The sequence below is a fragment of the Citrobacter sp. CK185 genome (genome assembly GCF_030333565.1).
Taxonomy (GTDB): domain Bacteria; phylum Pseudomonadota; class Gammaproteobacteria; order Enterobacterales; family Enterobacteriaceae; genus Citrobacter_B; species Citrobacter_B koseri.
Genome location: NZ_JAOWFR010000001.1, coordinates 88,168 through 115,064, shown reverse-complemented (window position 1 = coordinate 115,064; position 26,897 = coordinate 88,168). Strand labels below are relative to the sequence as shown.

General features: G+C 54.5%; 22 protein-coding genes. 10 read left to right on the top strand and 12 right to left on the bottom strand.

Translation table 11 applies throughout. The features are described from left to right. Positions 1 to 161 precede the first annotated feature (161 nt). The 3 genes from secM to mutT all read left to right on the top strand — a co-directional run bounded on the left by secM (position 162) and on the right by mutT (position 3,883). The gene (gene secM, locus OGV79_RS00510) at positions 162 to 668 is read left to right on the top strand and encodes a secA translation cis-regulator SecM (RefSeq protein ID WP_024130709.1); all 507 of its coding nucleotides are present in this window, start codon (positions 162 to 164) and stop codon (positions 666 to 668) included. Positions 669 to 729: 61 nt separating this feature from the next. After that, positions 730 to 3,435 carry a preprotein translocase subunit SecA gene (gene secA, locus OGV79_RS00505; protein WP_047458916.1) on the top strand — a complete coding sequence of 902 codons (2,706 nt, stop codon included), beginning with the start codon at positions 730 to 732 and terminating at the stop codon, positions 3,433 to 3,435. Positions 3,436 to 3,493: 58 nt separating this feature from the next. Next, the gene (gene mutT, locus OGV79_RS00500; RefSeq protein WP_115609614.1) at positions 3,494 to 3,883 is read left to right on the top strand and encodes an 8-oxo-dGTP diphosphatase MutT; all 390 of its coding nucleotides are present in this window, start codon (positions 3,494 to 3,496) and stop codon (positions 3,881 to 3,883) included. Positions 3,884 to 3,978: 95 nt separating this feature from the next. Here the strand turns inward: mutT and yacG are convergent, their stop codons facing one another. From yacG to coaE, 3 genes are read right to left on the bottom strand one after another with little or no spacing between them, the layout of a single operon-like run. Next, positions 3,979 to 4,173: a DNA gyrase inhibitor YacG gene (gene yacG, locus OGV79_RS00495; protein ID WP_047458910.1), complete on the bottom strand. Its 195-nt coding sequence runs from the start codon at positions 4,171 to 4,173 to the stop codon at positions 3,979 to 3,981. Between the two features lie 9 nt (positions 4,174 to 4,182). After that, the gene (gene zapD / locus OGV79_RS00490) at positions 4,183 to 4,926 is read right to left on the bottom strand and encodes a cell division protein ZapD (RefSeq protein WP_200076028.1); all 744 of its coding nucleotides are present in this window, start codon (positions 4,924 to 4,926) and stop codon (positions 4,183 to 4,185) included. Further along, positions 4,926 to 5,546: a dephospho-CoA kinase gene (gene coaE, locus OGV79_RS00485; RefSeq protein WP_058668570.1), complete on the bottom strand. Its 621-nt coding sequence runs from the start codon at positions 5,544 to 5,546 to the stop codon at positions 4,926 to 4,928. Before coaE ends, zapD begins: the two co-directional genes overlap by 1 nt. Positions 5,547 to 5,771: 225 nt before the next feature. Between coaE and OGV79_RS00480 the strand changes: the two genes are divergently transcribed. Beyond that, entirely contained in the window at positions 5,772 to 6,815 is a 1,044-nt protein-coding gene (locus tag OGV79_RS00480) for a GMP reductase (protein WP_058668571.1), read from the top strand. A gap of 33 nt (positions 6,816 to 6,848) precedes the next feature. Here OGV79_RS00480 and hofC read toward each other — a convergent pair whose 3' ends face one another. The 4 genes from hofC to nadC all read right to left on the bottom strand — a co-directional run bounded on the left by hofC (position 6,849) and on the right by nadC (position 11,068). Then, positions 6,849 to 8,051, bottom strand: a complete 1,203-nt coding sequence (gene hofC, locus OGV79_RS00475) for a protein transport protein HofC (protein WP_286466650.1) — start codon at positions 8,049 to 8,051, stop codon at positions 6,849 to 6,851. Further along, the gene (gene gspE, locus OGV79_RS00470) at positions 8,041 to 9,426 is read right to left on the bottom strand and encodes a type II secretion system protein GspE (RefSeq protein ID WP_200076026.1); all 1,386 of its coding nucleotides are present in this window, start codon (positions 9,424 to 9,426) and stop codon (positions 8,041 to 8,043) included. Before gspE ends, hofC begins: the two co-directional genes overlap by 11 nt. A 10-nt stretch (positions 9,427 to 9,436) precedes the next feature. Then, positions 9,437 to 9,874 carry a prepilin peptidase-dependent pilin gene (gene ppdD, locus OGV79_RS00465; RefSeq protein ID WP_047458901.1) on the bottom strand — a complete coding sequence of 146 codons (438 nt, stop codon included), beginning with the start codon at positions 9,872 to 9,874 and terminating at the stop codon, positions 9,437 to 9,439. A 300-nt stretch (positions 9,875 to 10,174) separates the two neighbouring features. Continuing rightward, complete coding sequence (gene nadC / locus OGV79_RS00460) at positions 10,175 to 11,068, bottom strand: carboxylating nicotinate-nucleotide diphosphorylase (RefSeq protein WP_012134056.1); 894 nt, start codon at positions 11,066 to 11,068, stop codon at positions 10,175 to 10,177. 87 nt (positions 11,069 to 11,155) lie between these two features. Between nadC and ampD the strand changes: the two genes are divergently transcribed. Both ampD and ampE read left to right on the top strand, forming a co-directional pair. After that, entirely contained in the window at positions 11,156 to 11,719 is a 564-nt protein-coding gene (gene ampD, locus OGV79_RS00455) for a 1,6-anhydro-N-acetylmuramyl-L-alanine amidase AmpD (protein WP_012134055.1), read from the top strand. Beyond that, the gene (ampE, locus tag OGV79_RS00450) at positions 11,716 to 12,570 is read left to right on the top strand and encodes a beta-lactamase regulator AmpE (RefSeq protein WP_200031222.1); all 855 of its coding nucleotides are present in this window, start codon (positions 11,716 to 11,718) and stop codon (positions 12,568 to 12,570) included. The genes ampD and ampE overlap by 4 nt, the downstream gene beginning before the upstream one ends. A 98-nt stretch (positions 12,571 to 12,668) precedes the next feature. Here the strand turns inward: ampE and OGV79_RS00445 are convergent, their stop codons facing one another. The 3 genes from OGV79_RS00445 to aroP all read right to left on the bottom strand — a co-directional run bounded on the left by OGV79_RS00445 (position 12,669) and on the right by aroP (position 16,554). Continuing rightward, entirely contained in the window at positions 12,669 to 13,619 is a 951-nt protein-coding gene (locus OGV79_RS00445; RefSeq protein ID WP_115626358.1) for a glycoside hydrolase family 43 protein, read from the bottom strand. After that, complete coding sequence (locus OGV79_RS00440) at positions 13,619 to 15,025, bottom strand: glycoside-pentoside-hexuronide (GPH):cation symporter (protein ID WP_101744240.1); 1,407 nt, start codon at positions 15,023 to 15,025, stop codon at positions 13,619 to 13,621. The genes OGV79_RS00445 and OGV79_RS00440 overlap by 1 nt, the downstream gene beginning before the upstream one ends. A 155-nt stretch (positions 15,026 to 15,180) precedes the next feature. Continuing rightward, the gene (gene aroP / locus OGV79_RS00435) at positions 15,181 to 16,554 is read right to left on the bottom strand and encodes an aromatic amino acid transporter AroP (RefSeq protein ID WP_012134051.1); all 1,374 of its coding nucleotides are present in this window, start codon (positions 16,552 to 16,554) and stop codon (positions 15,181 to 15,183) included. Positions 16,555 to 17,093: 539 nt separating this feature from the next. Between aroP and pdhR the strand changes: the two genes are divergently transcribed. The 4 genes from pdhR to lpdA all read left to right on the top strand — a co-directional run bounded on the left by pdhR (position 17,094) and on the right by lpdA (position 24,264). Continuing rightward, entirely contained in the window at positions 17,094 to 17,858 is a 765-nt protein-coding gene (gene pdhR, locus OGV79_RS00430; RefSeq protein ID WP_012134049.1) for a pyruvate dehydrogenase complex transcriptional repressor PdhR, read from the top strand. A gap of 163 nt (positions 17,859 to 18,021) precedes the next feature. Beyond that, the gene (aceE, locus tag OGV79_RS00425; protein WP_012134048.1) at positions 18,022 to 20,685 is read left to right on the top strand and encodes a pyruvate dehydrogenase (acetyl-transferring), homodimeric type; all 2,664 of its coding nucleotides are present in this window, start codon (positions 18,022 to 18,024) and stop codon (positions 20,683 to 20,685) included. Positions 20,686 to 20,699: 14 nt separating this feature from the next. Beyond that, on the top strand, positions 20,700 to 22,637 hold the full coding sequence (aceF, locus tag OGV79_RS00420; RefSeq protein WP_286466644.1) for a pyruvate dehydrogenase complex dihydrolipoyllysine-residue acetyltransferase: 1,938 nt from the start codon (positions 20,700 to 20,702) through the stop codon (positions 22,635 to 22,637). A 202-nt stretch (positions 22,638 to 22,839) separates the two neighbouring features. Continuing rightward, positions 22,840 to 24,264, top strand: a complete 1,425-nt coding sequence (gene lpdA / locus OGV79_RS00415) for a dihydrolipoyl dehydrogenase (RefSeq protein ID WP_047463778.1) — start codon at positions 22,840 to 22,842, stop codon at positions 24,262 to 24,264. A gap of 125 nt (positions 24,265 to 24,389) precedes the next feature. Here lpdA and OGV79_RS00410 read toward each other — a convergent pair whose 3' ends face one another. After that, the gene (locus tag OGV79_RS00410; RefSeq protein WP_114847951.1) at positions 24,390 to 25,181 is read right to left on the bottom strand and encodes a DUF2950 family protein; all 792 of its coding nucleotides are present in this window, start codon (positions 25,179 to 25,181) and stop codon (positions 24,390 to 24,392) included. A gap of 12 nt (positions 25,182 to 25,193) precedes the next feature. Further along, complete coding sequence (locus tag OGV79_RS00405; protein WP_114847950.1) at positions 25,194 to 26,756, bottom strand: DUF3300 domain-containing protein; 1,563 nt, start codon at positions 26,754 to 26,756, stop codon at positions 25,194 to 25,196. Positions 26,757 to 26,897: the final 141 nt, after the last annotated feature.

Below are 26,897 nucleotides of genomic sequence, written 5' to 3'. Positions count from 1 at the left end.
CTGAACCGAAATACAGTGCGTTCGCTGCTTTCTTAAGCATTTTTATCCTCAGCGCCATGTCATTACTGCTGTAGAGCGTACGCTTTAATGGTAAGATTTGTGCGCAAAAAACGTTTTGAATTCGTAAGCCCACATGCCGGGCATATCAGGGTGGCAATGACGTGAGTGGAATACTGACGCGCTGGCGACAGTTAGGTAGACGGTACTTCTGGCCGCATCTCTTATTGGGGATGGTCGCGGCTAGCTTTGGTCTGCCCGCTCTCAGTAACGCAGCCGAGCCTAATACGCCGGCGAAAGCGACCGCCAGTAATCACGATCAATCCGTTAAGGTTAACTTCAGCCAGCTCGCGCTGCTGGAGGCGAGTAACCGCCGCCCGAATTTTACCGTCGACTACTGGCATCAGCATGCGATTCGCACGGTTATCCGCCATCTATCTTTTGCCATGGCGCCGCAAACGCTGCCGGTTGTTGAAGAGTCTTCGCCACTTCAGGCGCACCATATTGCGTTACTGAACACGCTCAGCGCGATGCTGACGCAGGAAGGCACACCGCCAACGATTGTACGTCGCGTCGCCCGTGCGCACTTTACGCCTCAGGCCTCATTTAGCGTTCCCGCCTGGATAAGTCAGGCGCAGGGAATCCGCGCTGGCCCTCAACGCCTCAGCTAAAAACAAAAAACCTTCAACTAATTATAGAGACTCCGCATCGCGGGGCGTTTGAGATTTTATTATGCTAATCAAATTGTTAACCAAAGTATTCGGTAGTCGTAACGATCGTACCTTGCGTCGTATGCGTAAAGCGGTCGGCATCATCAATGCCATGGAACCGGAGATGGAAAAACTCTCCGATGACGAACTAAAAGGGAAAACGGCAGAGTTTCGCGCGCGTCTGGAGAAAGGCGAAAGCGTTGAAAGCCTGATCCCGGAAGCGTTCGCCGTGGTTCGTGAAGCGAGTAAGCGCGTATTCGGCATGCGTCACTTTGACGTCCAGTTGCTGGGCGGTATGGTGCTGAACGATCGCTGTATCGCGGAAATGCGTACCGGTGAAGGTAAAACTCTGACCGCAACGCTGCCTGCTTACCTGAACGCGTTAAGCGGTAAGGGCGTACACGTCGTCACAGTGAACGACTATCTGGCGCAACGTGATGCTGAAAACAACCGCCCGCTGTTTGAATTCCTCGGGATGAGCGTCGGTATTAACCTGCCGGGCATGCCTGCCCCAGCAAAACGTGAAGCTTACGCCGCCGACATCACTTACGGCACCAACAACGAATACGGCTTTGACTACCTGCGCGATAACATGGCATTCAGCCCGGAAGAGCGCGTACAGCGTAAACTGCACTATGCGCTGGTGGATGAGGTCGACTCCATCCTGATCGATGAAGCGCGTACGCCGCTGATCATTTCCGGCCCGGCTGAAGACAGCTCGGAAATGTACAAGAAAGTAAACAAGATCATCCCGCACCTGATTCGCCAGGAGAAAGAAGACTCTGATACCTTCCAGGGTGAAGGCCATTTCTCCGTTGATGAGAAAGCGCGTCAGGTCAACCTGACGGAACGCGGTCTGGTGCTGATCGAAGAACTGCTGGTGAAAGAAGGCATTATGGATGAAGGCGAGTCCCTGTACTCTCCGGGCAACATCATGCTGATGCACCACGTAACCGCCGCGCTGCGTGCGCACGCGCTGTTTACCCGCGACGTGGATTACATCGTTAAAGATGGCGAAGTGATTATCGTTGACGAACACACCGGTCGTACCATGCAGGGTCGCCGCTGGTCCGACGGTTTGCACCAGGCTGTGGAAGCGAAAGAAGGCGTGGAAATCCAGAACGAGAACCAGACGCTGGCATCCATCACCTTCCAGAACTACTTCCGTCTGTATGAGAAACTGGCCGGTATGACCGGTACAGCGGATACGGAAGCGTTCGAATTCAGCTCCATCTATAAGCTGGATACCGTTGTGGTTCCGACCAACCGTCCGATGATCCGTAAGGATATGCCGGATCTGGTCTACATGACCGAAGCGGAAAAAATTCAGGCGATCATTGAAGACATCAAAGAGCGTACCGCGAACGGCCAGCCGGTGCTGGTGGGTACGATCTCGATCGAGAAGTCTGAAGTGGTCTCTAATGAGCTGACCAAAGCGGGCATCAAGCATAACGTTCTGAACGCCAAATTCCACGCCAACGAAGCGGCGATTGTTGCACAGGCTGGCTACCCGGCTGCGGTCACTATCGCCACCAACATGGCCGGTCGTGGTACGGACATCGTGCTGGGTGGTAGCTGGCAGGCTGAAGTGGCGGAGCTGGAAAACCCAACGCCAGAGCAGATCGCGCAGATCAAAGCGGACTGGCAGGTTCGCCATGAGGCGGTGCTGGCGTCTGGCGGTCTGCACATCATCGGTACTGAGCGCCACGAATCTCGCCGTATCGACAACCAGTTGCGTGGTCGTTCCGGTCGTCAGGGCGATGCGGGCTCTTCCCGTTTCTACCTGTCAATGGAAGATGCGCTGATGCGTATTTTCGCCTCTGACCGTGTGTCGGGCATGATGCGTAAACTGGGTATGAAACCAGGTGAAGCCATTGAGCACCCGTGGGTGACTAAAGCGATTGCTAATGCGCAGCGTAAAGTTGAAAGCCGTAACTTCGATATTCGTAAGCAACTGCTGGAATACGATGATGTCGCGAACGATCAGCGTCGCGCCATTTACACCCAGCGTAACGAACTGCTGGATGTCAGCGATGTCAGCGAAACCATCAACAGCATTCGTGAAGACGTCTTTAAAGTGACGATCGATGCGTACATTCCGCCGCAGTCGCTGGAAGAGATGTGGGATATTCCGGGTTTGCAGGAACGTCTGAAAAACGACTTCGATCTGGATATGCCAATTGCCGAGTGGCTGGATAAAGAGCCGGAGCTGCACGAAGAGACGCTGCGTGAGCGTATTCTGGCGCACTCAATCGAAGTGTATCAGCGTAAAGAAGAAGTGGTTGGCGCAGAGATGATGCGTCACTTCGAAAAAGGCGTCATGCTGCAAACTCTTGATTCGCTGTGGAAAGAGCACCTGGCGGCGATGGATTACCTGCGTCAGGGTATCCACCTGCGTGGCTATGCGCAGAAAGATCCGAAGCAGGAATACAAACGCGAGTCCTTCTCCATGTTTGCAGCAATGCTGGAATCGCTGAAGTATGAAGTGGTCAGTACGCTGAGCAAAGTTCAGGTTCGTATGCCTGAAGAAGTAGAAGCGATGGAACAACAGCGCCGCGAAGAAGCCGAGCGTTTAGCGCAGATGCAGCAGCTTAGTCATCAGGATGACGACAGCGCAGCGGCTGCTGCTCTGGCAGCGCAAACGGGCGATCGTAAAGTGGGTCGTAACGATCCTTGCCCTTGCGGTTCCGGTAAAAAATACAAACAGTGCCACGGCCGTCTGAGCTAAGGTCTGAATAAAGACAATGAGGCGCAGGTGACTGCGCCTTTTTTATGGATGTAACCGTATGAAAAAACTGCAAATCGCTGTCGGGATTATTCGCAACCCGAACCACGAAGTTTTTATTACCCAACGTGCGGCCGATGCCCATATGGCCAACAAACTGGAGTTTCCCGGCGGGAAAATCGAAGCGGGCGAAACGCCGGAGCAGGCGCTGATCCGGGAGTTGCAGGAAGAAGTGGGGATTACCCCGCGTGAAGCGACGCTATTTGAAAAGCTGGAATATCAGTTCCCGGACAGGCACATCACACTGTGGTTCTGGTTAGTTGATCACTGGGAAGGGGAGCCGTGGGGAAAAGAGGGGCAACCGGGGCGGTGGATTGCGCAAAATGCTCTGAATGCGGAAGATTTCCCGCCCGCGAATGCGCCAGTAATTGAAAAGCTGATTGCTGGCTAATGGTGTTCGTAGTTCGTAGGCCGGATAAGGCAACGCCGCCATCCGGCAAATTATGGCGGGGGCGCTACGCTTGCCCGCCCTACGTTTTAGTTGAATTACTTCTGCTCTTCACTCCAGTCGTCGCTTTCTGACAAGTCGCCAGAGCTTGGAATACGCTTCTCTTCAGCGGCCCACTCGCCGAGATCGATCAACTGGCAGCGTTTAGAACAAAATGGACGGAACGGACTCACTTCGCCCCAGACAACGGTTTTCCCGCAGGTTGGGCAGCTAACGGTGATAGTTTCTGACATCTTTACTCCTTAACAACATGCCAGTTCGAAATCGAGGCGCTCAGGCACCAGCCCATTTTCGCTATCCAGCGGCATAAAGCGAATCGCAAAGCGGCTCTTATGCCCGGAAATTTGTGGATAGAGCTGTGAATCAAGCGCCAGTTGCAAACGCAGCAGGTCGGCATCATCGCCATTGTCCTGATAAAAACCATTCAGGCTGGTTTGCTTACGGAACGGCGAGGAATTACGAATCAAATCCAGGATCAGCGTTAATGCCTGATTGAGCGGGTTCAGGCTGGCAATCCAGGTTTCAACCTGCGCATCACGCTGTTCCTGCGGCAAATGCAGCCAGATATGCAGGGTCGGCAAATCAAAACTACAACAACCGCCAGGAATACTCAGGCGCTGACGAACCAGAGCAATCAGGCGATCTTCACGTAACTGCTGCCCGATACGCGGAGCAGAAATCAGAATGCTGCCCGCTGTCTTCAATTGCTGGCGCAGAGCCTCAATTCGACTCTGGTCAACCCCCGGCACTTCAACCCAGGCCTGAAGTTTGCGCTGCTGACGCTCAAGCTCTTTTAGCAACTCGGTCCGCACTTCACCACGTTCGAACACATCCAGCAAATCCCCGATGTTACGGAAAAAATGCAGAGCGCCCGCATGATCTGCAAGGGGCAAATTGACGGAGAGTTGCTGAATCAGAAACTCAATGCGCAGCCATGTACGCATCTTCTCATTGAGAGGGTGTTCAAAAAGGACCTGGGTGTGCATTACGGTTTTTCCTGTGAGACAAACTGCGACGCAAGCTGTAAATAGCGCGCGTGCAGGCGGGCGACATCCGACGCGATAGCGTCCGGTGCGCCATTATTATCAATAACATCATCTGCCACGGCAAGGCGTGCTTCACGCGTTGCCTGGGCAGCCAGAATTTGTTCAACATGTTCACGCGTCACATCATCGCGCTGCATGGTTCGCAAGAGCTGCGTTTCGGGCGTCACGTCGACCACCAGAACGCGATTGGCTTGTTTATACAGCGCATTTTCGACGAGCAGGGGCACAACCCATAGCACGTAAGGGGACGTTGCCTGCTGAAACTGACGCCGGGTTTCCTGCTGAATTAACGGATGGAGCAGGGCATTCAGCCAGGATTTCTCTTCAGGACTGGCAAAGATACGTTCGCGCAACATCCGGCGTTGTAGCGAACCGTCTGGCGCGATAAGTGCAGAACCAAAATGTTCAGCGATCGCCATAAGGGCGGGTTGACCGGGTTCAACCACCTGACGCGCAATAATATCGGCGTCGATAACGTTTATTCCGAGGTCAGCGAATGCATTCGCAACGGTGCTTTTACCACTGCCAATGCCGCCGGTTAAGGCTACTGTATACCTCATAAGTCCAGATCCTGGGATTTAGGTTTGATAATCAAATGGTTAAAAGTTGAGCGCGCGAAGGCGATATTACTGTAGGCATTATCTACTATTCGCCAGGTAAATTTATGGGATTGTAGCGTAAAAAAAGAGAATTTCGCAGTCTTGCGCAAGCCTGATTAGTGCGTATGATAACGTCACTGGAGTTGTGAGTTTCGCTTTTTTGCCATTAACCCCAGGAATCCGCACATGCGTATCGAAGAAGATCTGAAATTAGGTTTCAAAGACGTTCTTATCCGCCCTAAACGCTCTACCCTCAAAAGTCGTTCTGATGTTGAACTGGAACGTCAATTCACCTTTAAACATTCAGGTCAGACCTGGTCCGGCGTGCCGATTATCGCGGCAAATATGGACACCGTCGGGACTTTCGAGATGGCAAGCGCTCTGGCATCGTTCGACATTCTGACTGCCGTACATAAGCACTATTCCGTTGAGGACTGGAACGCCTTCACCAGTACCGCCTCTGAGGATGTTCTCAGGCATGTGATGGTTTCAACAGGCACCTCCGATGCTGATTTCGAAAAAACCAAACAGATTCTGGCGCAGAGCCCGGCACTGAACTTTGTTTGTATTGATGTGGCAAATGGTTACTCCGAACACTTCGTGCAGTTTGTTTCAAAGGCGCGTGAAGCATGGCCGACAAAAACCATTTGTGCCGGTAACGTGGTGACCGGTGAAATGTGTGAAGAGTTGGTTCTCTCCGGCGCGGATATTGTAAAAGTCGGGATTGGTCCTGGCTCCGTATGTACCACGCGTGTGAAAACCGGCGTGGGCTATCCGCAGCTTTCTGCGGTGATTGAATGCGCCGATGCCGCGCATGGTCTGGGCGGTATGATTGTCAGCGATGGCGGTTGCACCATGCCTGGCGATGTCGCAAAAGCGTTCGGCGGCGGCGCGGATTTCGTGATGCTGGGTGGTATGCTGGCAGGCCATGAAGAAAGCGGCGGTAAAATTGTTGAAGAGAATGGCGAGAAATTTATGCTGTTCTATGGCATGAGTTCTGAATCCGCTATGACCCGCCACGTTGGCGGCGTTGCGCAATATCGTGCAGCAGAAGGGAAAACCGTTAAGCTGCCGCTGCGTGGCCCGGTGGAATACACCGCGCGTGATATCCTCGGCGGTCTGCGTTCAGCCTGTACCTACGTTGGCGCCTCCCGTCTGAAAGAGCTGACGAAACGCACGACGTTTATTCGGGTACAGGAACAAGAAAACCGCATTTTCAATAGCCTGTAATCCCGTGCGCTGGCGCAGCACAATGCGCCAGCATTATCCCATACCGCTCATTGCATCCCCCAGATGGAAAACGGGCAAATACATTGCCACGACCAACGTACCAATAATGACCCCTGTGATAACAAGCAAGGCGGGTTCCAGTAGCGCCGCCAGGTTATCCGCCAGCGATAGCGTATTCTCACCGTGGTGCCGGGCAAGGTTATGCAACATTGCATCCAGCGCGCCGGAAGTTTCACCGGTCATGACCAACTGTATGCACAATGGGCTGAACTCACCGGCATTTTTAAGCGCCTGCCAGACCGGTTTTCCGGCATGAATATCGCGATGAACCTGAGCTAAACGCTGAGACCAGTAAGGGCAATTCAGGGTTTCTGCGACACTTTCCAGCCCTTGTGAAAAGGGGATTCCGGCGCGTTGCGTTAATGCCAGGATGGTGAAAATCTGCGTGAGTTTTTGGCCTCTGACCAGGCGTGCAATAACGGGACAGCGCAGCAGAAGACGCTGGCGTTGAATCTGCCAGTACGGTTTTTTTATTATCAAACCGTAGATTACCCCCGTTGCGATACCGAGCAGCGCCATCAGCCAGCCCCATTGGGCACTCCACTGCGCCAGTGTGATGATGCCCTGCGTCAGTGCCGGTAACGGCGTATTGAATGTCCGGTAGATAGCGGCAAACTCTGGCAGGACAAAGTGCAGCATGGCGAAAACAACCATCACGGCCATCGTCAGAATCATGATGGGATAACGCAGCGCTTTTTTGACTTTGTCAGCAAGCTGTTTTTGGGCATTTTGCTGACGCGCCAGCTCAAAGCAGCATTCATCGAGTTTTCCGGTAAGTTCCCCGGTACGGATCATCGCCTGATAGAGTGGAGGAAAGACCTGCGGCCATTGCGCCAGCGCGGAAGAAAGCGGGGCGCCTTGCTCCAGGTTATGGGCCAGCGTTTGCAACAGCGCCTGCCATTGTCTACTGGGATGCTGCCCGGCAAGCAACGTCAGTCCTTCGGAAAGCGTAAGCCCCGCTTTGAGAAGCGTCGCCAGTTGGTGGATGATCTCCGCGCTTTGCTCTGCGCGCCAGTGTGCCGCTTTAACGCTCAAGCGTTTTGCGCGTATCGGCATGATGTGCTGATGTTCCAGAGCAACGAGCAGTGCGGCACGATCGTCAGCCCATAAGGCCCCCTCTTCCGAATGGCCCGTGGCGTTAATCCCTTGCCAGCGCCAAAGCTGTTTAGCTGACATGGGGTAGCCCCAGAACGCGCAGGAGTTCTTCAAAGGTCGTCAATCCTTGTTCAACCGCATGACAGCCGTTCTCAAAAAGCGTACTCATCCCTTCCTGTCGGGCGCAGGACTCCAGCGCCTCAACGGTTGCATTGTTGATTAGCAACTGTCGCAATGCGGGCGTAACAGGCAAAACCTCGAAGAGTGCGGTACGCCCATAAAATCCGTGGTAGCAACGTTCGCAACCGGGCGCTTGCCAGCGGGGAAGCGTGGTAGGCCATAGCGCGGCGGGAAGCGAGACAGGCTCTGCGGCAAGATGACGGCAGTACGGACATAATTTTCTGACCAGTCGCTGGGCGACGACCAGCGTCAGGGCGGATGAGATCATCCAACGCGCGACGCCCATCTGTTGTAAACGTATCAGCGTTTCACTGGTGGAGTTGGTATGCAGCGTGGACAGCACCAGGTGGCCGGTTTGCGCGGCTTTAATCGCAATTTCTGCCGTTTCGCCATCACGGATTTCGCCCACCATTATAATGTCGGGGTCCTGACGCAGCAGCGCGCGTAATACGCTCTGAAAGGTAAGTCCGGCGCGCGGATGAATTTGTGTCTGATTAAGGCCCTCGACAGGGATTTCGACCGGGTCTTCTACGCTACAGAGATTCACATCCTGGGTGTTGCGCGCCTGTAGCGCGCTGTAGAGCGTTACGGTTTTTCCACTGCCGGTAGGGCCTGTCACCAGAACCAGTCCCTGCGGTTGCCGTAGCGCCTGCATGAGCAGGGCGAGTTGCGTATCAGGCATGCCTAACGCGTTGAGATCAAGCGCCTGCTCGACCTGGTGAAGTAACCGCAGTACCACTTTCTCACCGTCCCGGCAGGGGAGGATCGCGACACGAAATGAAACCGCATTACCCGCAATCGTCACGGTAAATTGCCCGTCTTGCGGGAGTCGATGTTCGGCAATATCCAGATTGCCCAGTACCTTTAACCTTGCCGTCAGTGCCGCGCCGGTGACGGATGACACGCCGGGCAAGGCATGAAGTACGCCATCCACGCGCAGCCTGATTCGGTAGTGGTTTTCCGCAGGTTCAATGTGGATGTCGGAAGCGCGTTTTGCCAGCGCGGATTCCAGCGTCTGCTGCAAAAGTTCCGCCGCCGTGCGGCTATCGTCGGCGATGACGGCCGGGAGCATTTTCCGCGGCTTATGCATATGGCCTTCCATTTGCTGACGAGTCCAGCAGACAATGTCGATCCGCTTTGTTGTGGCAAAGTGCAGGGCGTCCAGCAGTTCATGGGACGGTGAATCCACGACAGCGACGTGAACCACCTCGTTATCGGCATCGAGCAATATTCCCTGATGACGCAGGCACAGTGCCGTAAGTTGCGTGATGTTCATCGCGTTCTCCTTAGCTGGCGTCAAAGCGGAAAACATCTTCACAGGCCTGTTGCAGCGCGCTGTCGCTCTGGATGTTGCAACTGCGCGTCCAGCCGGTGATGCCGTTGGCGTTATCCCAGTTGGGCGTCATGGTGATGCTCAGACCGTTGAGGCTCTCCTGCCCGGTGAGCATTACCACGCCTTTTTCTATGCTCATGCCAGAGACGTAGCGGGTGGTGGTCGGAGAGGGGATGCCGTTGCTGCTGGCGTCGCAGGTTGCAATGCCGCCGTGTTCCAGCGCGCAGAGTTCGACGGCGGTACGGTAAGGTACGAATGTCTGCAACATATCCGTCAGTGCGGCTTTGCGCAGGTAGTTCTGGTAGGCCGGAATGCCGATGGCGCTCAGGATGGCGATAATGCCGATCACCACCATTAGTTCGATAAGCGTAAATCCGCGTTGTTTGTCCATTGTCTGCTCCTTGAGTTAACAGGCGCTACTTTGGCAAACGTAGGGGATAATTCGCGAGCGGCAAAAATCGAAACGGGAAAGGGTATTCAGAAGATTGTTAGCGGGTTGCATAGCAGGGCAGCAGGTTTGCGAGGCCGCCCGAAAAAATGTGCCGGATGGCGGCGTAAACGCCTTATCCGGCCTACGGATTTACATCATTTGTAGGCCCGATAAGCGGAGCGCCATCGGGCATTATCGGCAGGGATTTGCATCATTTGTAGGCCCGATAAGCAAAGCGCCATCGGGCATGACAATCCGGCGTTAGCGAAAACGCATAGAGAGATCGAGCGCTCTCACATGTTTGGTCAGCGCGCCAACGGAGATAAAATCCACGCCGGTTTCGGCAAATTCGCGCAGGGTTTCATCAGTGACATTGCCGGAAACTTCCAGCCGCGCCTGTCCGTTGGTGCGTTTCACCGCTTCACGCATCTGATCCGTTTCGAAGTTATCCAGCATGATGATGTCTGCGCCCGCTTTCAGCGCGTCGTCCAGCTCATCCAGATTCTCAACTTCAACTTCAACCGGCACATCAGGATGCAGCCAGAAGGCTTTCTCGACCGCCTGGCGCACTGAGCCGGAAGCGATGATGTGGTTCTCTTTAATCAGAAAGGCGTCGGAAAGCCCCAGACGGTGATTCGCGCCGCCGCCGCACAATACGGCGTATTTTAATGCGGTTCGCAGACCCGGCAGGGTTTTGCGGGTGTCCAGCAGTTGCGTTTTTGTCCCCGCCAGTAAATCAACGTATTTACGGACTTCGCTTGCGACGCCGGAAAGCGTCTGAACAAAGTTCAACGCGGTGCGCTCGCCGGTCAGCAGGATGCGAGACGGGCCGTCCAGTTCAAACAGCGGCTGGTTGGCTTTAATGCTGTCGCCGTCCTGTACGCGCCAGGTGATGCTGACATCATCGCCGGCCAGTTGAATAAAGACCTCTTCTACCCAACGTTTTCCGCAGAATACGCCATCTTCACGGGTAATCACCGTGGCGTGAGAACGGGTGTTCTCCGGTAAAAGCTGCGCGGTAATATCGTTATTTGCGTCAACTTCTCCGCCTAAATCTTCACGCAGCGCCTGGGCGACAGCGGTGGGGATATCCAGATTTATGCGTTCCAACAGCGCGTCACGTCGGTAGTCAGGGTTGTAGCGGCGAGGCGGCATGATAAAACTCCAAATTGGTAACGAATCATAAGGTAGAAACATGCTACTCTGAACCGGATAACTGCACCATATAAAAGGAGGTTCTGTATGCTGTTAGACAAGGGCTGGCTGGCGGAGGCGCGACGCGTCCCCTCTCCCCATTTTGACTGCCGCCCGGATGACGAAACCCCTTCTTTGCTGGTGGTGCACAATATCAGCCTGCCGCCAGGCGAGTTTGGCGGTCCGTGGATTGATGCGCTATTCACCGGAACACTCGATCCCGCTGCCCATCCTTTTTTTGCCGAGATTGCCCATTTGCGCGTTTCGGCACATTGTCTGATTCGCCGTGATGGCGAAATTGTGCAGTATGTCCCTTTCGACAAGCGTGCCTGGCATGCGGGCGTGTCGAACTATCAGGGGCGTGAGCGCTGTAATGATTTTTCCATTGGTATCGAGCTGGAGGGAACGGACACGCTGGCTTATACCGATGCGCAGTATCAGCAACTGGCCGCCGTGACGCGCACGCTGATTGCGCTTTACCCGGCGATAGCCGACAACATGACCGGACACTGCAATATTGCGCCTGAGCGTAAAACCGATCCCGGTCCGTCTTTCGACTGGGCGAAGTTTCGCGCGCTGGTCACCGCCTCGTCACACAAGGAGATGACATGACGCTGTTTACGACATTACTGGTGCTGATTGTTGAGCGCCTGTTCAAGCTGGGTGAGCACTGGCACCTCGACCACCGACTGGAGGTCCTGTTCCGCCGGACGACGCATTTTTCGATGGCGCGTACGCTGGGGATGACGATTGTTGCGATGGCGGTGACGTTCCTGCTGCTGCGTGCGCTGGAAGGTTTACTGTTTAACGCTCCCACGCTGGTGGTCTGGATACTGATTGGTGTGTTGTGTATTGGCGCAGGGAAGGTTCGTCTGCATTATCACGCGTACCTGAACGCGGCTTCCCGTAATGATGCCCATGCCCGTGAAGCGATGGCTAACGAACTGACGCTGATCCACGGCGTGCCGCCAGACTGCAATGAACGGGAGTTTTTGCGCGAGCTGCAAAATGCGCTGCTCTGGATAAATTTCCGCTTCTATCTGGCGCCGCTGTTCTGGTTTATTGTCGGCGGCCCGTGGGGGCCGGTGACGCTGGTCGGCTATGCGTTTCTGCGCGCCTGGCAGTCCTGGCTGGCGCGTTATCAAACGCCGCATCAACGTTTGCAGTCCGGCATCGACGCGATTCTTCATGTTCTGGACTGGATTCCGGTGCGTCTGGCTGGCGTGGTTTATGCGCTGCTGGGGCATGGCGAGAAAGCGCTGCCCGCCTGGTTTGTTTCGCTGGCGGATCTGCGCACGTCTCAGTACCAGGTGTTGACGCGTCTGGCACAGTTCTCGCTGGCCCGCGAGCCGCACACGGATAAGGTCGAAACGCCGAAAGCCGCTGTTTCAATGGCGAAGAAAACGTCTCTGGCGGTGGTGGTGGCGATCGCATTTCTGACCATTTACGGAGCGCTGGTGTAATGTCGTTTTGCCGGATGGCGCTGCGCTTATCCGGCCTACGGCATCACTCATTTATAGGTTTATAGGCCCGGTAAGCGCAGCGCCGCCGGGCAACGTGCTCAGACGGTATCCGCAGGCGGGATGCCAAAATCTGGCATTCCGTTTTCGTCCCAGCGAATCAGCTTCAGGCGGGTATGACGGTTCGGATCGTACAGCGGATCGCCTTCAATCTCCGTATAATTTCGCGCATGGTAGACCAGTACATCATCGCCTTCCGGCGTTTGGGTAAAGCTGTTGTGCCCTGGCCCATACTGGCGGTTTTCATTGCTGGTGGTAAAGACCGGACGCGGTGATTTGTGCCAGTTTTCCGGATTTTGCGGATCGGCATGCATATCAATCCACAGCAGACCCATACAGTAGTTTTCGTCGGTGGCGCTGGCGGAATAGCTGATAAACAGCTTATCGCCGTGCGTTATAACCGCAGGCCCTTCATTGACGCGAAAACCCCGGCACTCCCAGTCATATTCCGGCTTGCTGAGCATCACCGGCGCGCCTTTGATCGTCCACGGATTTTCCAGCCCGGCAAGATAGATATTGGAATTTCCGGCGATATCCGGCGCTTTCTGCGCCCACAAATACCACTGTTTTCCCTGATGGCTAAAAGTCGTGGCATCCAGCGCGAAGGTATTAAATGGTGTTTTGATCTGACCTTTTTCTTCCCAGACGCCGCTGAGCGGGTCGGCATCTGTACACTCCAGGACAAACATGCGGTGCTGGAACATTCCCAGTTTGTCGAGCGCCTGGGTATGCGCGGCGGCGAAATAGATGTACCACTTGCCGTCGATGCGGTGAATCTCTGGCGCCCAGATAAGCTCGCACATCGGGCCGCTTTCAGGTTTACGCCAGACGACGACAGGGGAGGCGGTGCGTAAGTTTTCCAGCGAGTTTGCCCGACGGATCTCCAGCCGGTCATACTCCGGCACCGAGGCGATAAAGTAATAATGGTTGCCGTCGCGAAGAATAAACGGATCGGCGCGTTGTTCAATAAACGGGTTGGGCCAGTTTTGCATCAGGCTTTCCTTACTGTTTCAGCGACGTTAAATTGCGGGTCATCGTTGAGCTCGCGGTAGCTGGCGCGGCGTTTTTCCAGGTCCTTCTGAATCTGTTTCATCAGTTCGCGATCCACTTTCAGCAGGCGAACCACGCCGGCGGTGATCAGATAGCCGACGCCGGGGATCACCGTGAAGAGCAGAACAATACCGCCGATTGCCGTGTCGCTCTGCGCTTTGGCGCCAGCGTCGTAGCCATACCAGGATAACAGGAAACCGACCATTGCTCCGGCAATCGCCAGACCCAGTTTCAGGAAGAACAGGTTGCCGGAAAAGCTGATGCCGGTGATGCGCTTGCCGGTTTTCCATTCGCCGTAGTCATCGACGTCTGCCATCAGCGACCAGTGCAGCGGGGAAGGGATCTGATGCAGGATGTTTAGCAGGAAGTAGAGCACCACGATAAGCGTAGTGGCTTTTGGATCGAAGAAGTAAAAGGCGCAGGAGAACAGCGCCAGCGCGATATTGGTCCAGAAGAAGACCTTCAGTTTGCACCAGCGGTCGGTCAGCACTTTCGCCAGCATACTGCCGATCATCATTCCCACCACGCCGAGGCTAATGAAAAGGGTGGCGAAGTGAGTGCTTTGCCCCATTACCCAGGTCACGTAATACATGGTTGCCGCCATGCGGATAAACCCCGGACAGACGTTGCACAACGTCAGCAGCAGGATGCGTACCCATTGATCGTTTTTCCATACGTCTTTGAAATCGTTCTTCATGTCATCATGGGTAGGAACGGCAGGACGAATGCGTTCACGAACGGTGGCGAAGCAGAACAGGAACATGCACATGCCGATAATCGCCAGTACGGTCATCGCCATCTGGTAGCCTTTGGCTTTATTATCGCCGCCAAACCACTCCACCATCGGCAACAGCGTTAATGACAACAGCAGAGTGGCAATCCCGACCAGCACAAAACGGTATGACTGGCAGGCCACGCGCTCTTGCGGATCGTTGGTGATGACGCCGCCCAATGAGCAGTAGGGAATATTGATGGCGGTGTAGGTAATCGACAGCAGAAAATAGGTGACAAACGCATAGATAACCTTGCTGTTATATGTCCATTCCGGGGTGGTGAACATCAGGATGCTGAACAGCGCATAAGGGAAGGCAATCCACAGCAGCCAGGGACGAAATCGCCCGTATTTGCTTTGGGTACGATCGGCGATTGCGCCCATAATCGGGTCGGTAACGGCATCAATCACGCGAACGGAGAGGAGTAATACGCCGACCAGAGCGGGAGCCAGCCCAAAAATATCTGTATAAAAATAGTTAACAAACAGCATTATGGCGCCAAAGATGATGTTGCATCCGGCGTCACCCATGCCATAGCCGATTTTTTCTTTTATCGACAGCTTACCCTTTTCCATTGAAACGTCTCCCATCAGATGATGTAGAGAATTATTCTGCGCAAGTGAAGTAATTGCGTTGCAGGATAACGCCGCTGATATGGATAAAATGGCTATACAGAGGAAAATGTGAGGCAGGTTGCAACCCTCACTCTTGCGAGTGAGGGCTGTGGGGATTAATGCGCTTTAACGGTTTTTGCGGTTTTCTGTTTACACAGATAGCCTACGCCCAGAATGACAATCCACACCGGAATCAGGTAGACCGAGATGGCCATGCCTGGCGTCATCAGCATAATGACCAGCACCGCCGCCATAAACAGCAGGCAGACCCAGTTACCCAGCGGGTAGAACAGCGCCGGGAAGCGAGTTTTCACTCCCTGCTGCTGTTTGGCGCGACGGAACTTTATGTGCGCGAGGCTGATCATTGCCCAGTTGATCACCAGAGCAGAGACCACCAGCGCCATCAGCAAGCCGAATGCCGAGTCCGGCGCCATATAGTTAATCAGCACGCAGAGCGCGGTAACCAGTGCGGAAACCAGAATGGTGTTCACCGGTACGCCGCGTTTATCCACGCTTAAAAACACTTTCGGCGCGTTGCCCTGCTGAGCCAGGCCGAACAGCATACGGCTGTTGCAGTATACGCAGCTGTTATAGACGGACAGCGCCGCGGTCAGTACCACGATATTCAGCGCGTTGGCTACGAGGGTATCGCCCAGTTCGTGGAAGATCAGGACAAACGGGCTGGTATCCGCCGTTACGCGCGTCCACGGCAGCAGAGAAAGCAGCACCGCCAGCGAACCAATATAGAAAATCAAAATACGGTAGATAACCTGGTTCGTCGCTTTCGGAATGCTTTGCTCTGGGTTGTCCGCTTCCGCCGCCGTGATCCCGACCAGCTCCAGTCCACCGAAGGAGAACATGATAATCGCCATCATCATGACCAGCCCGGTGAAACCATGCGGCAGAAAGCCGCCCTGTTCCCACAGGTTACGCACGGTCGCCTGCGGGCCGCCGTTGCCGCTAAACAGCAGCCAGCCGCCGAAGAGGATCATCGCCACCACTGCGATAACTTTAATGATGGCAAACCAGAACTCCATCTCACCAAACACTTTCACGTTGGTCAGGTTGATGGCGTTGATGAGCACAAAGAAGGCCGCAGCGGAGACCCAGGTGGGGATTTCAGGCCACCAGAACTGAATGTATTTCCCGACCGCCGTCAGTTCCGCCATCGCAACCAGCACATACAGCACCCAATAGTTCCAGCCGGAAGCGAAGCCTGCAAATCCGCCCCAGTATTTATAGGCGAAGTGGCTGAACGAACCGGCAACCGGCTCTTCAACCACCATTTCACCTAACTGACGCATGATCAGAAAAGCGATAAAGCCCGCGATGGCATAACCCAGAATAATCCCTGGCCCTGCTGACTGGATAACGGATGCGCTGCCCAGAAACAGCCCGGTACCGATTGCGCCCCCCAGGGCGATTAGCTGGATATGGCGGTTTTTAAGACCGCGCTTTAGCTGCTCGCCATGCTGTTGACCTTCCATCATGAAACCTCGTGTGTGGTTATTTTTGAACTACGCAGTGACGCGTGTGTAAGTTTGCAATTCCATTTGTTGTATTAATATGTTTACGCTGATGAAATCTTAATTGTTACCGAAAGTCTTTCGTCGGCTAAAGAATAATGGTATGCGGGCGTTAATGCACCTGCTTTATGAAGGGACGATGACGAGTTGAATAAAAAGAAACCATTTGTAAATACCACCTCTCCCACCTCAAATTTTAGCTGATAAATATTTATTCATTATTTATGAATATAAAAGCATTAAATAAGCAGTTGAATCGGTTCAGATAAAATTTTTCCTCGTTTCAATTACGTTAAATCTACTCCCAGGGGAGTAAATTTAACATTTGTGCATAGTTACATCTTTGAAACGTTATTTCTGTAATCTTGTTAAAATGTGCGTGGTTTACTGATTTCAATCAAAACCTGTATGGACAGAAGGTGAATACTTTGTTACTTTAGCGTCACGAACGTGAAATTGGTAAGACCAATTGACTCCGGGCAAATGGCTTAAGACAGGAAATCATGGCCTACAGCAAAATCCGCCAACCAAAACTATCCGATGTGATTGAGCAGCAGCTGGAGTTTTTAATTCTTGAGGGGACTTTGCGCCCCGGCGAAAAACTCCCACCGGAACGTGAACTGGCTAAACAGTTCGACGTCTCCCGCCCCTCTTTACGCGAGGCGATCCAACGTCTCGAAGCGAAGGGTTTGCTGCTTCGTCGCCAGGGCGGCGGAACTTTTGTGCAGAGCAGTCTGTGGCAGAGCTTTAGCGACCCACTGGTAGAACTGCTCTCCGATCATCCTGAATCCCAATTTGACCTGCTTGAGACGCGCCATGCGCTGGAAGGCATTGCCGCTTATTACGCGGCATTGCGTAGCACGGATGAAGACAAAACCCGCATTCGTGAACTCCATCATGCCATCGAGCTTGCACAACAGTCCGGCGATCTGGATGCCGAATCCGACGCGGTTCTCCAGTATCAAATCGCTGTCACCGAAGCGGCGCACAATGTGGTGCTGCTCCATCTGCTAAGGTGTATGGAGCCGATGCTGGCGCAAAACGTTCGTCAGAACTTTGAATTGCTGTATGCGCGCCGGGAGATGCTTCCGCTGGTGAGCAGTCATCGCACCCGTATTTTTGAAGCGATCATCGCCGGTAACCCGATCGATGCGCGTGAAGCGTCGCATCGTCACCTGGCGTTTATCGAAGAGATTCTCCTGGACAGAAGCCGTGAGGAAAGCCGTCGTGAACGCGCCTTACGCCGTCTGGAGCAACGAAAGAATTAGTGATTTTTCTGGCAGAACGTTAACCAGAAGATGTTGTAAATCAAGCGCAAATTATAGCGCGCGGCAACTAAACGCAGAACCTGTCTTATTGCGCTTTCTGGCGAAAGCTCAATGGGACAGGTTCCAGACAAATCAACGTATTAGATAGATAAGGAATACCCCCATGTCAGAACGTTTCCCAAATGACGTGGATCCGATCGAAACTCGCGACTGGCTACAGGCGATCGAATCGGTCATCCGTGAAGAAGGTGTTGAGCGTGCTCAGTATCTGATTGACCAGCTTCTTTCTGAAGCCCGCAAAGGCGGCGTGAAAGTAGCGGCAGGTGCAGGGGCTAGCAACTATGTAAACACTATTGCCGTTGAAGATGAACCGGAATACCCGGGCAATCTGGAACTGGAGCGTCGTATCCGTTCAGCTATCCGCTGGAACGCCATCATGACCGTACTGCGTGCGTCTAAAAAAGACCTCGAACTGGGTGGCCACATGGCTTCCTTCCAGTCTTCCGCAACTGTTTATGATGTTTGCTTCAACCACTTCTTCCGCGCACGCAATGAGCAGGATGGCGGCGACCTGGTATACTTCCAGGGCCACATCTCCCCGGGCGTGTATGCACGCGCATTCCTGGAAGGCCGTCTGACTGAAGAACAGATGGACAACTTCCGTCAGGAAGTTCATGGCAAAGGCCTCTCTTCCTACCCGCACCCGAAACTGATGCCGGAATTCTGGCAGTTCCCGACCGTATCTATGGGTCTGGGCCCAATCGGCGCGATCTACCAGGCTAAATTCCTGAAATATCTGGAACACCGTGGTCTGAAAGACACGTCCAAACAGACCGTTTACGCTTTCCTGGGCGACGGCGAGATGGACGAGCCGGAATCCAAAGGGGCTATCACCATCGCCACCCGTGAGAAACTGGACAACCTGGTCTTCATCATCAACTGTAACCTGCAACGTCTGGACGGCCCGGTAACCGGTAACGGCAAAATCGTTAACGAACTGGAAGGCATCTTTGACGGCGCTGGCTGGAACGTGATCAAAGTGATGTGGGGCGGTCGTTGGGATGAGCTGCTGCGTAAAGACACCAGCGGTAAACTGATCCAACTGATGAACGAAACCGTTGACGGCGACTACCAGACCTTCAAATCCAAAGATGGCGCTTACGTACGTGAGCACTTCTTCGGTAAATATCCAGAAACCGCAGCCCTGGTTGCTGACTGGACTGATGAGCAGATCTGGGCACTGAACCGTGGTGGTCACGATCCGAAGAAAGTCTACGCTGCACTGAAAAAAGCGCAGGAAACCAAAGGCAAAGCAACGGTAATCCTGGCCCATACCATCAAAGGTTATGGCATGGGTGACACTGCCGAAGGTAAAAACATCGCGCACCAGGTTAAGAAAATGAACATGGACGGCGTTCGTTACGTCCGCGATCGTTTCAATGTGCCGGTATCCGATGCTGACATCGAAAAACTGCCGTACATTACCTTCCCGGAAGGTTCTGAAGAGCACACTTATCTGCACGCACAGCGTCAGAAACTGCACGGCTACCTGCCGAGCCGCCAGCCGAACTTCACTGAGAAGCTGGAACTGCCGACCCTGGAAGACTTCGGCGCGCTGCTGGAAGAGCAGAACAAAGAGATCTCCACCACTATCGCTTTCGTTCGTGCCCTGAACGTGATGCTGAAGAACAAGTCGATCAAAGATCGTCTGGTTCCGATCATCGCTGACGAAGCGCGTACTTTCGGTATGGAAGGTCTGTTCCGTCAGATCGGTATTTACAGCCCGAACGGCCAGCAGTACACCCCGCAGGACCGTGAGCAGGTTGCTTACTACAAAGAAGACGAGAAAGGTCAGATTTTGCAGGAAGGCATCAACGAGCTGGGCGCAGGTTCTTCCTGGCTGGCCGCTGCGACCTCTTACAGCACCAACAACCTGCCGATGATCCCGTTCTACATCTACTACTCCATGTTCGGGTTCCAGCGTATCGGCGACCTGTGCTGGGCAGCAGGTGACCAACAGGCGCGCGGCTTCCTGATCGGTGGTACTTCCGGTCGTACGACGCTGAACGGCGAAGGTTTGCAGCACGAAGATGGCCACAGCCACATTCAGTCTCTGACTATCCCGAACTGTATCTCTTACGATCCGTCTTACGCGTACGAAGTTGCGGTCATCATGCACGATGGTCTGGAGCGTATGTACGGTGAGAAACAAGAGAACGTTTACTACTACATCACCACGCTGAACGAAAACTACCACATGCCAGCCATGCCGGAAGGTGCTGAGGAAGGTATCCGTAAAGGTATCTACAAACTCGAAACCCTCGAAGGTAAGAAAGGTAAAGTTCAGCTGCTGGGCTCCGGTTCTATCCTGCGTCACGTTCGTGAAGCAGCAGAGATCCTGGCGAAAGATTACGGCGTAGGTTCTGACGTTTACAGCGTCACCTCCTTCACTGAACTGGCGCGTGATGGCCAGGATTGTGAGCGCTGGAACATGCTGCACCCGCTGGAAACTCCACGCGTTCCGTACATTGCTCAGGTAATGAACGACGCGCCGGCAGTGGCATCGACTGACTATATGAAACTGTTCGCCGAGCAGGTTCGTACTTATGTACCGGCTGATGATTACCGCGTACTGGGTACTGACGGTTTCGGCCGCTCTGACAGCCGTGAGAACCTGCGTCACCACTTCGAAGTGGATGCATCTTATGTGGTTGTTGCGGCTCTGGGCGAGCTGGCTAAACGTGGCGAAATCGATAAGAAAGTGGTAGCGGAAGCCATCACTAAATTCAACATCGATGCAGATAAAGTTAACCCGCGTCTGGCGTAAGAGGTAAAAGAATAATGGCTATCGAAATCAACGTACCGGACATCGGGGCTGATGAAGTTGAAATCACCGAGATCCTGGTCAAAGTGGGCGACAAAGTTGAAGCTGAACAGTCGCTGATCACCGTAGAAGGCGACAAGGCCTCTATGGAAGTTCCATCGCCGCAGGCGGGCGTCGTTAAAGAGATTAAAGTCTCTGTTGGCGACAAAACCGCGACGGGCGCACTTATCATGATTTTCGATTCCGCCGACGGTGCAGCTGACGCTGCGCCTGCTCCGGCAGAAGAGAAGAAAGAAGCCGCTCCGGCAGCCGCTCCTGCTGCTGCTGCTGCGGCAGCGAAAGACGTACACGTACCAGATATCGGCGGCGACGAAGTTGAAGTCACCGAGATCCTGGTCAAAGTGGGCGACACCGTTGCGGCTGAGCAGTCGCTGATCACCGTAGAAGGCGACAAAGCTTCTATGGAAGTGCCGGCGCCGTTCGCGGGTACGGTTAAAGAGATCAAAGTCAACGCTGGCGATAAAGTGTCTACCGGCTCTCTGATCATGGTCTTCGAAGTGGCGGGCGCTGCGCCTGCTGCTGCGCCCGCTCAGGCGGCAGCACCAGCAGCGGCGGCTCCGGCAGCAGCGGCTGGCGCGAAAGACGTTAACGTACCGGACATCGGCGGCGACGAAGTTGAAGTCACCGAAGTGATGGTTAAAGTCGGCGATAAAGTGGAAGCTGAACAGTCGCTGATCACCGTAGAAGGCGACAAAGCCTCTATGGAAGTGCCGGCACCGTTCGCGGGCGTGGTTAAAGAGCTGAAAGTTAACGTTGGCGACAAAGTGTCTACCGGCTCTCTGATTATGGTCTTCGAAGTGGAAGGCGCTGCCCCTGCCGCGGCTCCGGCTGCTGCTCCGGCACCTGCCGCTGCCCCTGCCGCGGCTCCGGCTGCTGCTCCGGCACCTGCCGCTGCACCTGCTCAGGCCGCTAAACCGGCCGCTGCGCCTGCGGCAAAAGCGGAAGGCAAATCTGAGTTTGCTGAAAATGACGCTTACGTTCACGCGACCCCGCTGATTCGCCGCCTGGCGCGCGAGTTCGGCGTTAACCTGGCGAAAGTGAAGGGTACTGGCCGTAAAGGTCGTATCCTGCGCGAAGACGTTCAGGCTTACGTGAAAGACGCTATCAAGCGCGCTGAATCCGCGCCAGCGGGCGCAACCGGCGGTTCTCTGCCAGGTCTGCTGCCGTGGCCGAAAGTGGACTTCAGCAAGTTTGGTGAAGTGGAAGAAGTTGAACTGGGCCGCATCCAGAAAATCTCTGGTGCTAACCTGAGCCGTAACTGGGTGATGATCCCGCACGTTACGCACTTCGACAAAACGGATATCACCGATCTGGAAGCGTTCCGTAAGCAGCAGAATGCGGAAGCTGAAAAACGTAAGCTGGACGTGAAATTCACGCCAGTGGTCTTCATCATGAAAGCCGTTGCCGCTGCTCTGGAACAGATGCCGCGCTTCAACAGCTCTCTGTCTGAAGACGGTCAGCGCCTGACGTTGAAGAAGTACATCAACATTGGTGTCGCGGTCGACACGCCGAACGGTCTGGTTGTTCCGGTGTTCAAAGATGTGAACAAGAAGAGCATTACTGAGCTGTCCCGTGAACTGACGACCATCTCTAAGAAAGCGCGTGATGGTAAGCTGACCGCTGGCGAAATGCAGGGCGGTTGCTTCACTATCTCCAGCATCGGCGGCCTGGGCACCACCCACTTCGCGCCGATTGTGAACGCGCCGGAAGTGGCTATCCTCGGCGTTTCTAAGTCCGCAATGGAACCGGTGTGGAATGGTAAAGAGTTTACTCCGCGTCTGATGATGCCGATTTCTCTCTCCTTCGACCACCGCGTGATTGACGGTGCTGATGGTGCTCGCTTTATCACCATCATCAACAACACGCTGTCTGACATTCGCCGTCTGGTGATGTAAGCAAGCAAAAAAGTCGGCCTGACGGCCGGCTTTTTTCTGGTAATCTCATGAAGTGAGTGAGGTTATCGTGCGAAAGACAAATCGGTTGCCGTTTGTTGTTTCAAAATTGTTAACAATTTTGTAAAATACGGGCGGATAGAACGACCCGGTGGATGATGGGCGACAAGACCAGGGATCGCCGGGAATAAATTAAGAGGTCATGATGAGTACTGAAATCAAAACTCAGGTCGTGGTACTTGGGGCAGGCCCGGCAGGTTACTCTGCTGCCTTCCGTTGCGCTGATTTAGGTCTGGAAACCGTAATCGTAGAACGTTACAACACCCTCGGCGGTGTTTGTCTGAACGTCGGCTGTATCCCTTCTAAAGCTCTTCTGCACGTAGCAAAAGTTATCGAAGAAGCCAAAGCACTGGCTGAACACGGTATCGTTTTTGGCGAGCCGAAAACCGATATCGACAAAATTCGTACCTGGAAAGAGAAAGTTATCACTCAGCTGACCGGCGGTCTGGCTGGTATGGCGAAAGGCCGTAAAGTGAAAGTGGTAAACGGTCTGGGTAAATTCACCGGGGCCAACACCCTGGAAGTGGAAGGCGAGAACGGCAAAACCGTGATCAACTTCGACAACGCGATTATCGCAGCAGGTTCCCGTCCGATCCAACTGCCGTTTATTCCGCACGAAGATCCGCGCGTCTGGGACTCCACCGACGCACTGGAACTGAAATCCGTACCGAAACGCCTGCTGGTTATGGGCGGCGGTATCATCGGTCTGGAAATGGGTACGGTGTACCATGCGCTGGGTTCAGAGATCGACGTGGTTGAAATGTTCGACCAGGTTATCCCGGCGGCAGACAAAGACATCGTTAAAGTCTTCACTAAACGCATCGGCAAGAAATTCAACCTGATGCTGGAAACCAAAGTGACTGCCGTTGAAGCGAAAGAAGACGGTATTTACGTTTCCATGGAAGGCAAAAAAGCACCAGCAGAAGCACAGCGTTACGATGCGGTGCTGGTGGCTATCGGCCGTGTGCCGAACGGTAAAAACCTCGATGCTGGCAAGGCTGGCGTAGAAGTTGACGACCGTGGCTTCATCCGCGTAGACAAACAGCTGCGCACTAACGTACCGCACATCTTTGCTATCGGCGATATCGTCGGTCAGCCGATGCTGGCGCACAAAGGTGTTCACGAAGGTCACGTTGCCGCTGAAGTTATCGCCGGTAAGAAACACTACTTCGATCCGAAAGTTATTCCGTCCATCGCCTACACTGAGCCAGAAGTTGCATGGGTAGGTCTGACGGAGAAAGAAGCGAAAGAGAAAGGCATCAGCTACGAAACCGCCACCTTCCCGTGGGCAGCGTCTGGCCGTGCTATCGCTTCTGACTGCGCAGACGGTATGACCAAGCTGATTTTCGACAAAGAATCTCACCGTGTTATCGGTGGTGCGATTGTCGGCACCAACGGCGGCGAGCTGCTGGGCGAAATCGGTCTGGCGATCGAGATGGGCTGTGATGCTGAAGACATCGCGCTGACTATCCACGCTCACCCGACTCTGCACGAGTCCGTTGGCCTGGCAGCCGAAGTGTTCGAAGGCAGCATCACCGACCTGCCGAACCCGAAAGCGAAGAAGAAATAATCTTCTGAGTTGATAAAGAAAAAGCGGCTTAGCGGCCGCTTTTTTATTGGGTCAAATCCTGCCCCGGGTTTTGCCGGATGGCGGCATCAACGCCTTATCCGGCCTGTAATCTTTGATAACCGCTTTTACTCAACGGTCTGCCAGTGGGCATCGGCATTGAATTTATTGATTGTCGCGACGTTCTTCTCCGTCCCTTTTCCCAGGTTCGCCTGATACACCTTATCGTCCTGATTCACCATAAAGCTCATGACGCCCGTCTTCCCCCAAATTACCGGCCAGGCCAGCAGGGCGAAACCGTTCTCTGTGCTATCGGGAATAATGCGGAAATGGTAGCCGTGATAACCCTCACCGGGTGCCGAAGGACTGAATGCCGGGCCTAACGGGCTGGGCATCTCGCCGGGTTGTGCCGGCCAGTACAGTCCATCCTGCTGACCTTTGCTACTGATGAGTTTTGTCGCGAACCTCTGTTTGCGTTGCCAGTAATCGTATTGGGCATCCACATAGGCACGCATCGCTTCTATCGCCGACAGTTCATTGCGGCCGATGGCGCGGGTGAGGATCTCGTCCTGTGCGGCCGCCATATCAAAATGCCAGCCATCAGCATCTTTCATCATCGGTACAGGCAGTTGCCACTCGTCGCGCCCGACGTTCAGGTGCGCGGTATCGTCTTGCTGTACGATACGGTGGCTGATTTTCCAGTCGCGGTTAAAGCGGGCAACGGCTTCGGGGTCGGCGCCTTCCTGCGGCAGAAACTGTCGCCAGTTGTCGCCCAATAGCGCCGTCAACTGCGCCTCGTTTTGTGTGGCGACTGCGGTCGCGAACGCCGTTGCCGCGTCGTCAGGCGAAGGGAAGCGTTGTTGCGCGTAGCTCAACAACGGCAGCGACAGCAGCAGGGTGCTTAACAGGATTTTTTTCATCATCGACTCCGGTTAACGACGGCGAAATTCATGGCGCTCGGAAAGGTGTTCACGCGCAGCGGCACGCTGTTCAGTATTGAGATTGCCGACGTGACGACTCTGCTGGCCGCGCTGCTGCTGGGATTGCCAGGAGGGCGAACGGCTGTCGTTACCGCTGAACACATTGGCATGGTTCTGCCGGAAGGTCTGACGCTGCTGCGGCGTGGCGGATGCAACGCGCTGGTGAACGGTCTCCCGTTGCGGCTGTGACAGTGAATGTGACTGAGCCGACTCTCTGTGAACGCTGTCTTGCCGGGTGTCGTAGCCGCGATAGTTATTCCGCTGGGCAATCTGGTTTAGCTGCTGCGAGGCCGCTTTGCGCTGAGCATCGCGGGACGTCGCGCCAGGTGGTTGGGTTCGCGTGGCGGGAGACGCGTGGCTATGCTGCTGGAATTGCGCCATCGCCGCCTGACGCTGGCCGTCGCGGGAGGCTGGCGTCTGTTGAGTAGCGCTTAACCCGCCGCTGACATCGGTTTGATGAAAACGTTGGGACACCGCGTTGTTCTGATAGGGCACGCCGTTGCGATACGCCGGGTTGTGCTGCCAGGCCATTGTCTGCCCTTTGAGATTTTGCCCGGTAATGTGATTGAAGTTATTCACATTGATATTGATGTTATCCCCGTTGTGCTGGTAGCCATTGCCGCCGTGATGGTCGTTATCATCGTGGTGGTGATGGTCATCGTCGTGGTGATGATGATCGTCGTCCCAGTCGATGCTGCTGAACAACGCGTAGGTGGTGGCGACGCCGAGGCTATAACCAAAGCCTTTCACGAAACTGTCGGCGAATTGCTGTCCGGGAGGCGGCGGCAGATACACGGGCGGGTAAGCGGTGTTCGGCCAGGCGCCGTAAACGGTCGCGGGATTATAGTTGGGAACATAGACGACCTGTGGATCGGCGGGCTCAATTTTGATCACCGTCGGCGTCGTGCTCTGTACGTTAGCGGCGGCGGTCGCCTGCGTAGCTGCGGCGCTCTGCTTCGGCGTGCTGCTGACCGTTTGCTGCGGCGTGGATTTCAGCGAGCCGGTTTGCTGCGCCAGTAAACGCAGCCGTTGCACCGCGTCCATGACGTCCTGCGGCTGGGCCAGAAAAGCGTCGCCAAGGTTTTGCACCCACGTTGGGTTTTCGCCCATCAGCGCCATCAACTGGGGAAACGCCACCAGTGATTTCACGCTCGGGTCCCAGGGCTGACCGGAGACGGCCTGTATTGCCGCGTCGCCTTGCAGGGTTGGGTTGTCATGCGACCACTGCACCGCCTGAACCACGTTCGCCGGATAGGTGGCGGCCATCAGCACCTGAGAAAGCAGTGAGTCAGGGTAGAGCGCTATCGGGGCGACCCATTGATCGATTTGCGCTGCGGTAAACGCGGCTTTTGTTTCAGGTTCCGCGGCGGCGGTCGGCTGCGGCTGCACGGCAACGGGCGCGGGTTGAAGCGGGGCTTCGGGCGTGCGGCTTTTTACATACAACACACCCGAAGCGGCAAATAACCCTGCGCTGCATACCAGCGCAATTACATGGGGCTTAAAGGGCAACGTCATTTTATCTCTCCCGATTCCTGAAGAATCGTCATGGTCATTATGCCTGCCGCCAGCGGGTGCGGTGTTGCGTGAGTATAGGGCGGCGGGAGTTTAATTTTTGACTAATATTGGGATCGCTACCGTCAGGTGATGATTAGCGTT

Excerpts from the sequence above, each read along its gene's own strand:
- secA (WP_047458916.1), top strand. The coding sequence starts at position 730 with ATGCTAATCAAATTGTTAACCAAAGTATTCGGTAGTCGTAACGATCGT.
- mutT (WP_115609614.1), top strand. The coding sequence starts at position 3,494 with ATGAAAAAACTGCAAATCGCTGTCGGGATTATTCGCAACCCGAACCAC.
- yacG (WP_047458910.1), bottom strand. The coding sequence starts at position 4,173 with ATGTCAGAAACTATCACCGTTAGCTGCCCAACCTGCGGGAAAACCGTT.
- zapD (WP_200076028.1), bottom strand. The coding sequence starts at position 4,926 with ATGCACACCCAGGTCCTTTTTGAACACCCTCTCAATGAGAAGATGCGT.
- coaE (WP_058668570.1), bottom strand. The coding sequence starts at position 5,546 with ATGAGGTATACAGTAGCCTTAACCGGCGGCATTGGCAGTGGTAAAAGC.
- OGV79_RS00480 (WP_058668571.1), top strand. The coding sequence starts at position 5,772 with ATGCGTATCGAAGAAGATCTGAAATTAGGTTTCAAAGACGTTCTTATC.
- hofC (WP_286466650.1), bottom strand. The coding sequence starts at position 8,051 with ATGTCAGCTAAACAGCTTTGGCGCTGGCAAGGGATTAACGCCACGGGC.
- gspE (WP_200076026.1), bottom strand. The coding sequence starts at position 9,426 with ATGAACATCACGCAACTTACGGCACTGTGCCTGCGTCATCAGGGAATA.
- ppdD (WP_047458901.1), bottom strand. The coding sequence starts at position 9,874 with ATGGACAAACAACGCGGATTTACGCTTATCGAACTAATGGTGGTGATC.
- nadC (WP_012134056.1), bottom strand. The coding sequence starts at position 11,068 with ATGCCGCCTCGCCGCTACAACCCTGACTACCGACGTGACGCGCTGTTG.
- ampD (WP_012134055.1), top strand. The coding sequence starts at position 11,156 with ATGCTGTTAGACAAGGGCTGGCTGGCGGAGGCGCGACGCGTCCCCTCT.
- ampE (WP_200031222.1), top strand. The coding sequence starts at position 11,716 with ATGACGCTGTTTACGACATTACTGGTGCTGATTGTTGAGCGCCTGTTC.
- OGV79_RS00445 (WP_115626358.1), bottom strand. The coding sequence starts at position 13,619 with ATGCAAAACTGGCCCAACCCGTTTATTGAACAACGCGCCGATCCGTTT.
- OGV79_RS00440 (WP_101744240.1), bottom strand. The coding sequence starts at position 15,025 with ATGGAAAAGGGTAAGCTGTCGATAAAAGAAAAAATCGGCTATGGCATG.
- aroP (WP_012134051.1), bottom strand. The coding sequence starts at position 16,554 with ATGATGGAAGGTCAACAGCATGGCGAGCAGCTAAAGCGCGGTCTTAAA.
- pdhR (WP_012134049.1), top strand. The coding sequence starts at position 17,094 with ATGGCCTACAGCAAAATCCGCCAACCAAAACTATCCGATGTGATTGAG.
- aceE (WP_012134048.1), top strand. The coding sequence starts at position 18,022 with ATGTCAGAACGTTTCCCAAATGACGTGGATCCGATCGAAACTCGCGAC.
- aceF (WP_286466644.1), top strand. The coding sequence starts at position 20,700 with ATGGCTATCGAAATCAACGTACCGGACATCGGGGCTGATGAAGTTGAA.
- lpdA (WP_047463778.1), top strand. The coding sequence starts at position 22,840 with ATGAGTACTGAAATCAAAACTCAGGTCGTGGTACTTGGGGCAGGCCCG.
- OGV79_RS00410 (WP_114847951.1), bottom strand. The coding sequence starts at position 25,181 with ATGAAAAAAATCCTGTTAAGCACCCTGCTGCTGTCGCTGCCGTTGTTG.
- OGV79_RS00405 (WP_114847950.1), bottom strand. The coding sequence starts at position 26,756 with ATGACGTTGCCCTTTAAGCCCCATGTAATTGCGCTGGTATGCAGCGCA.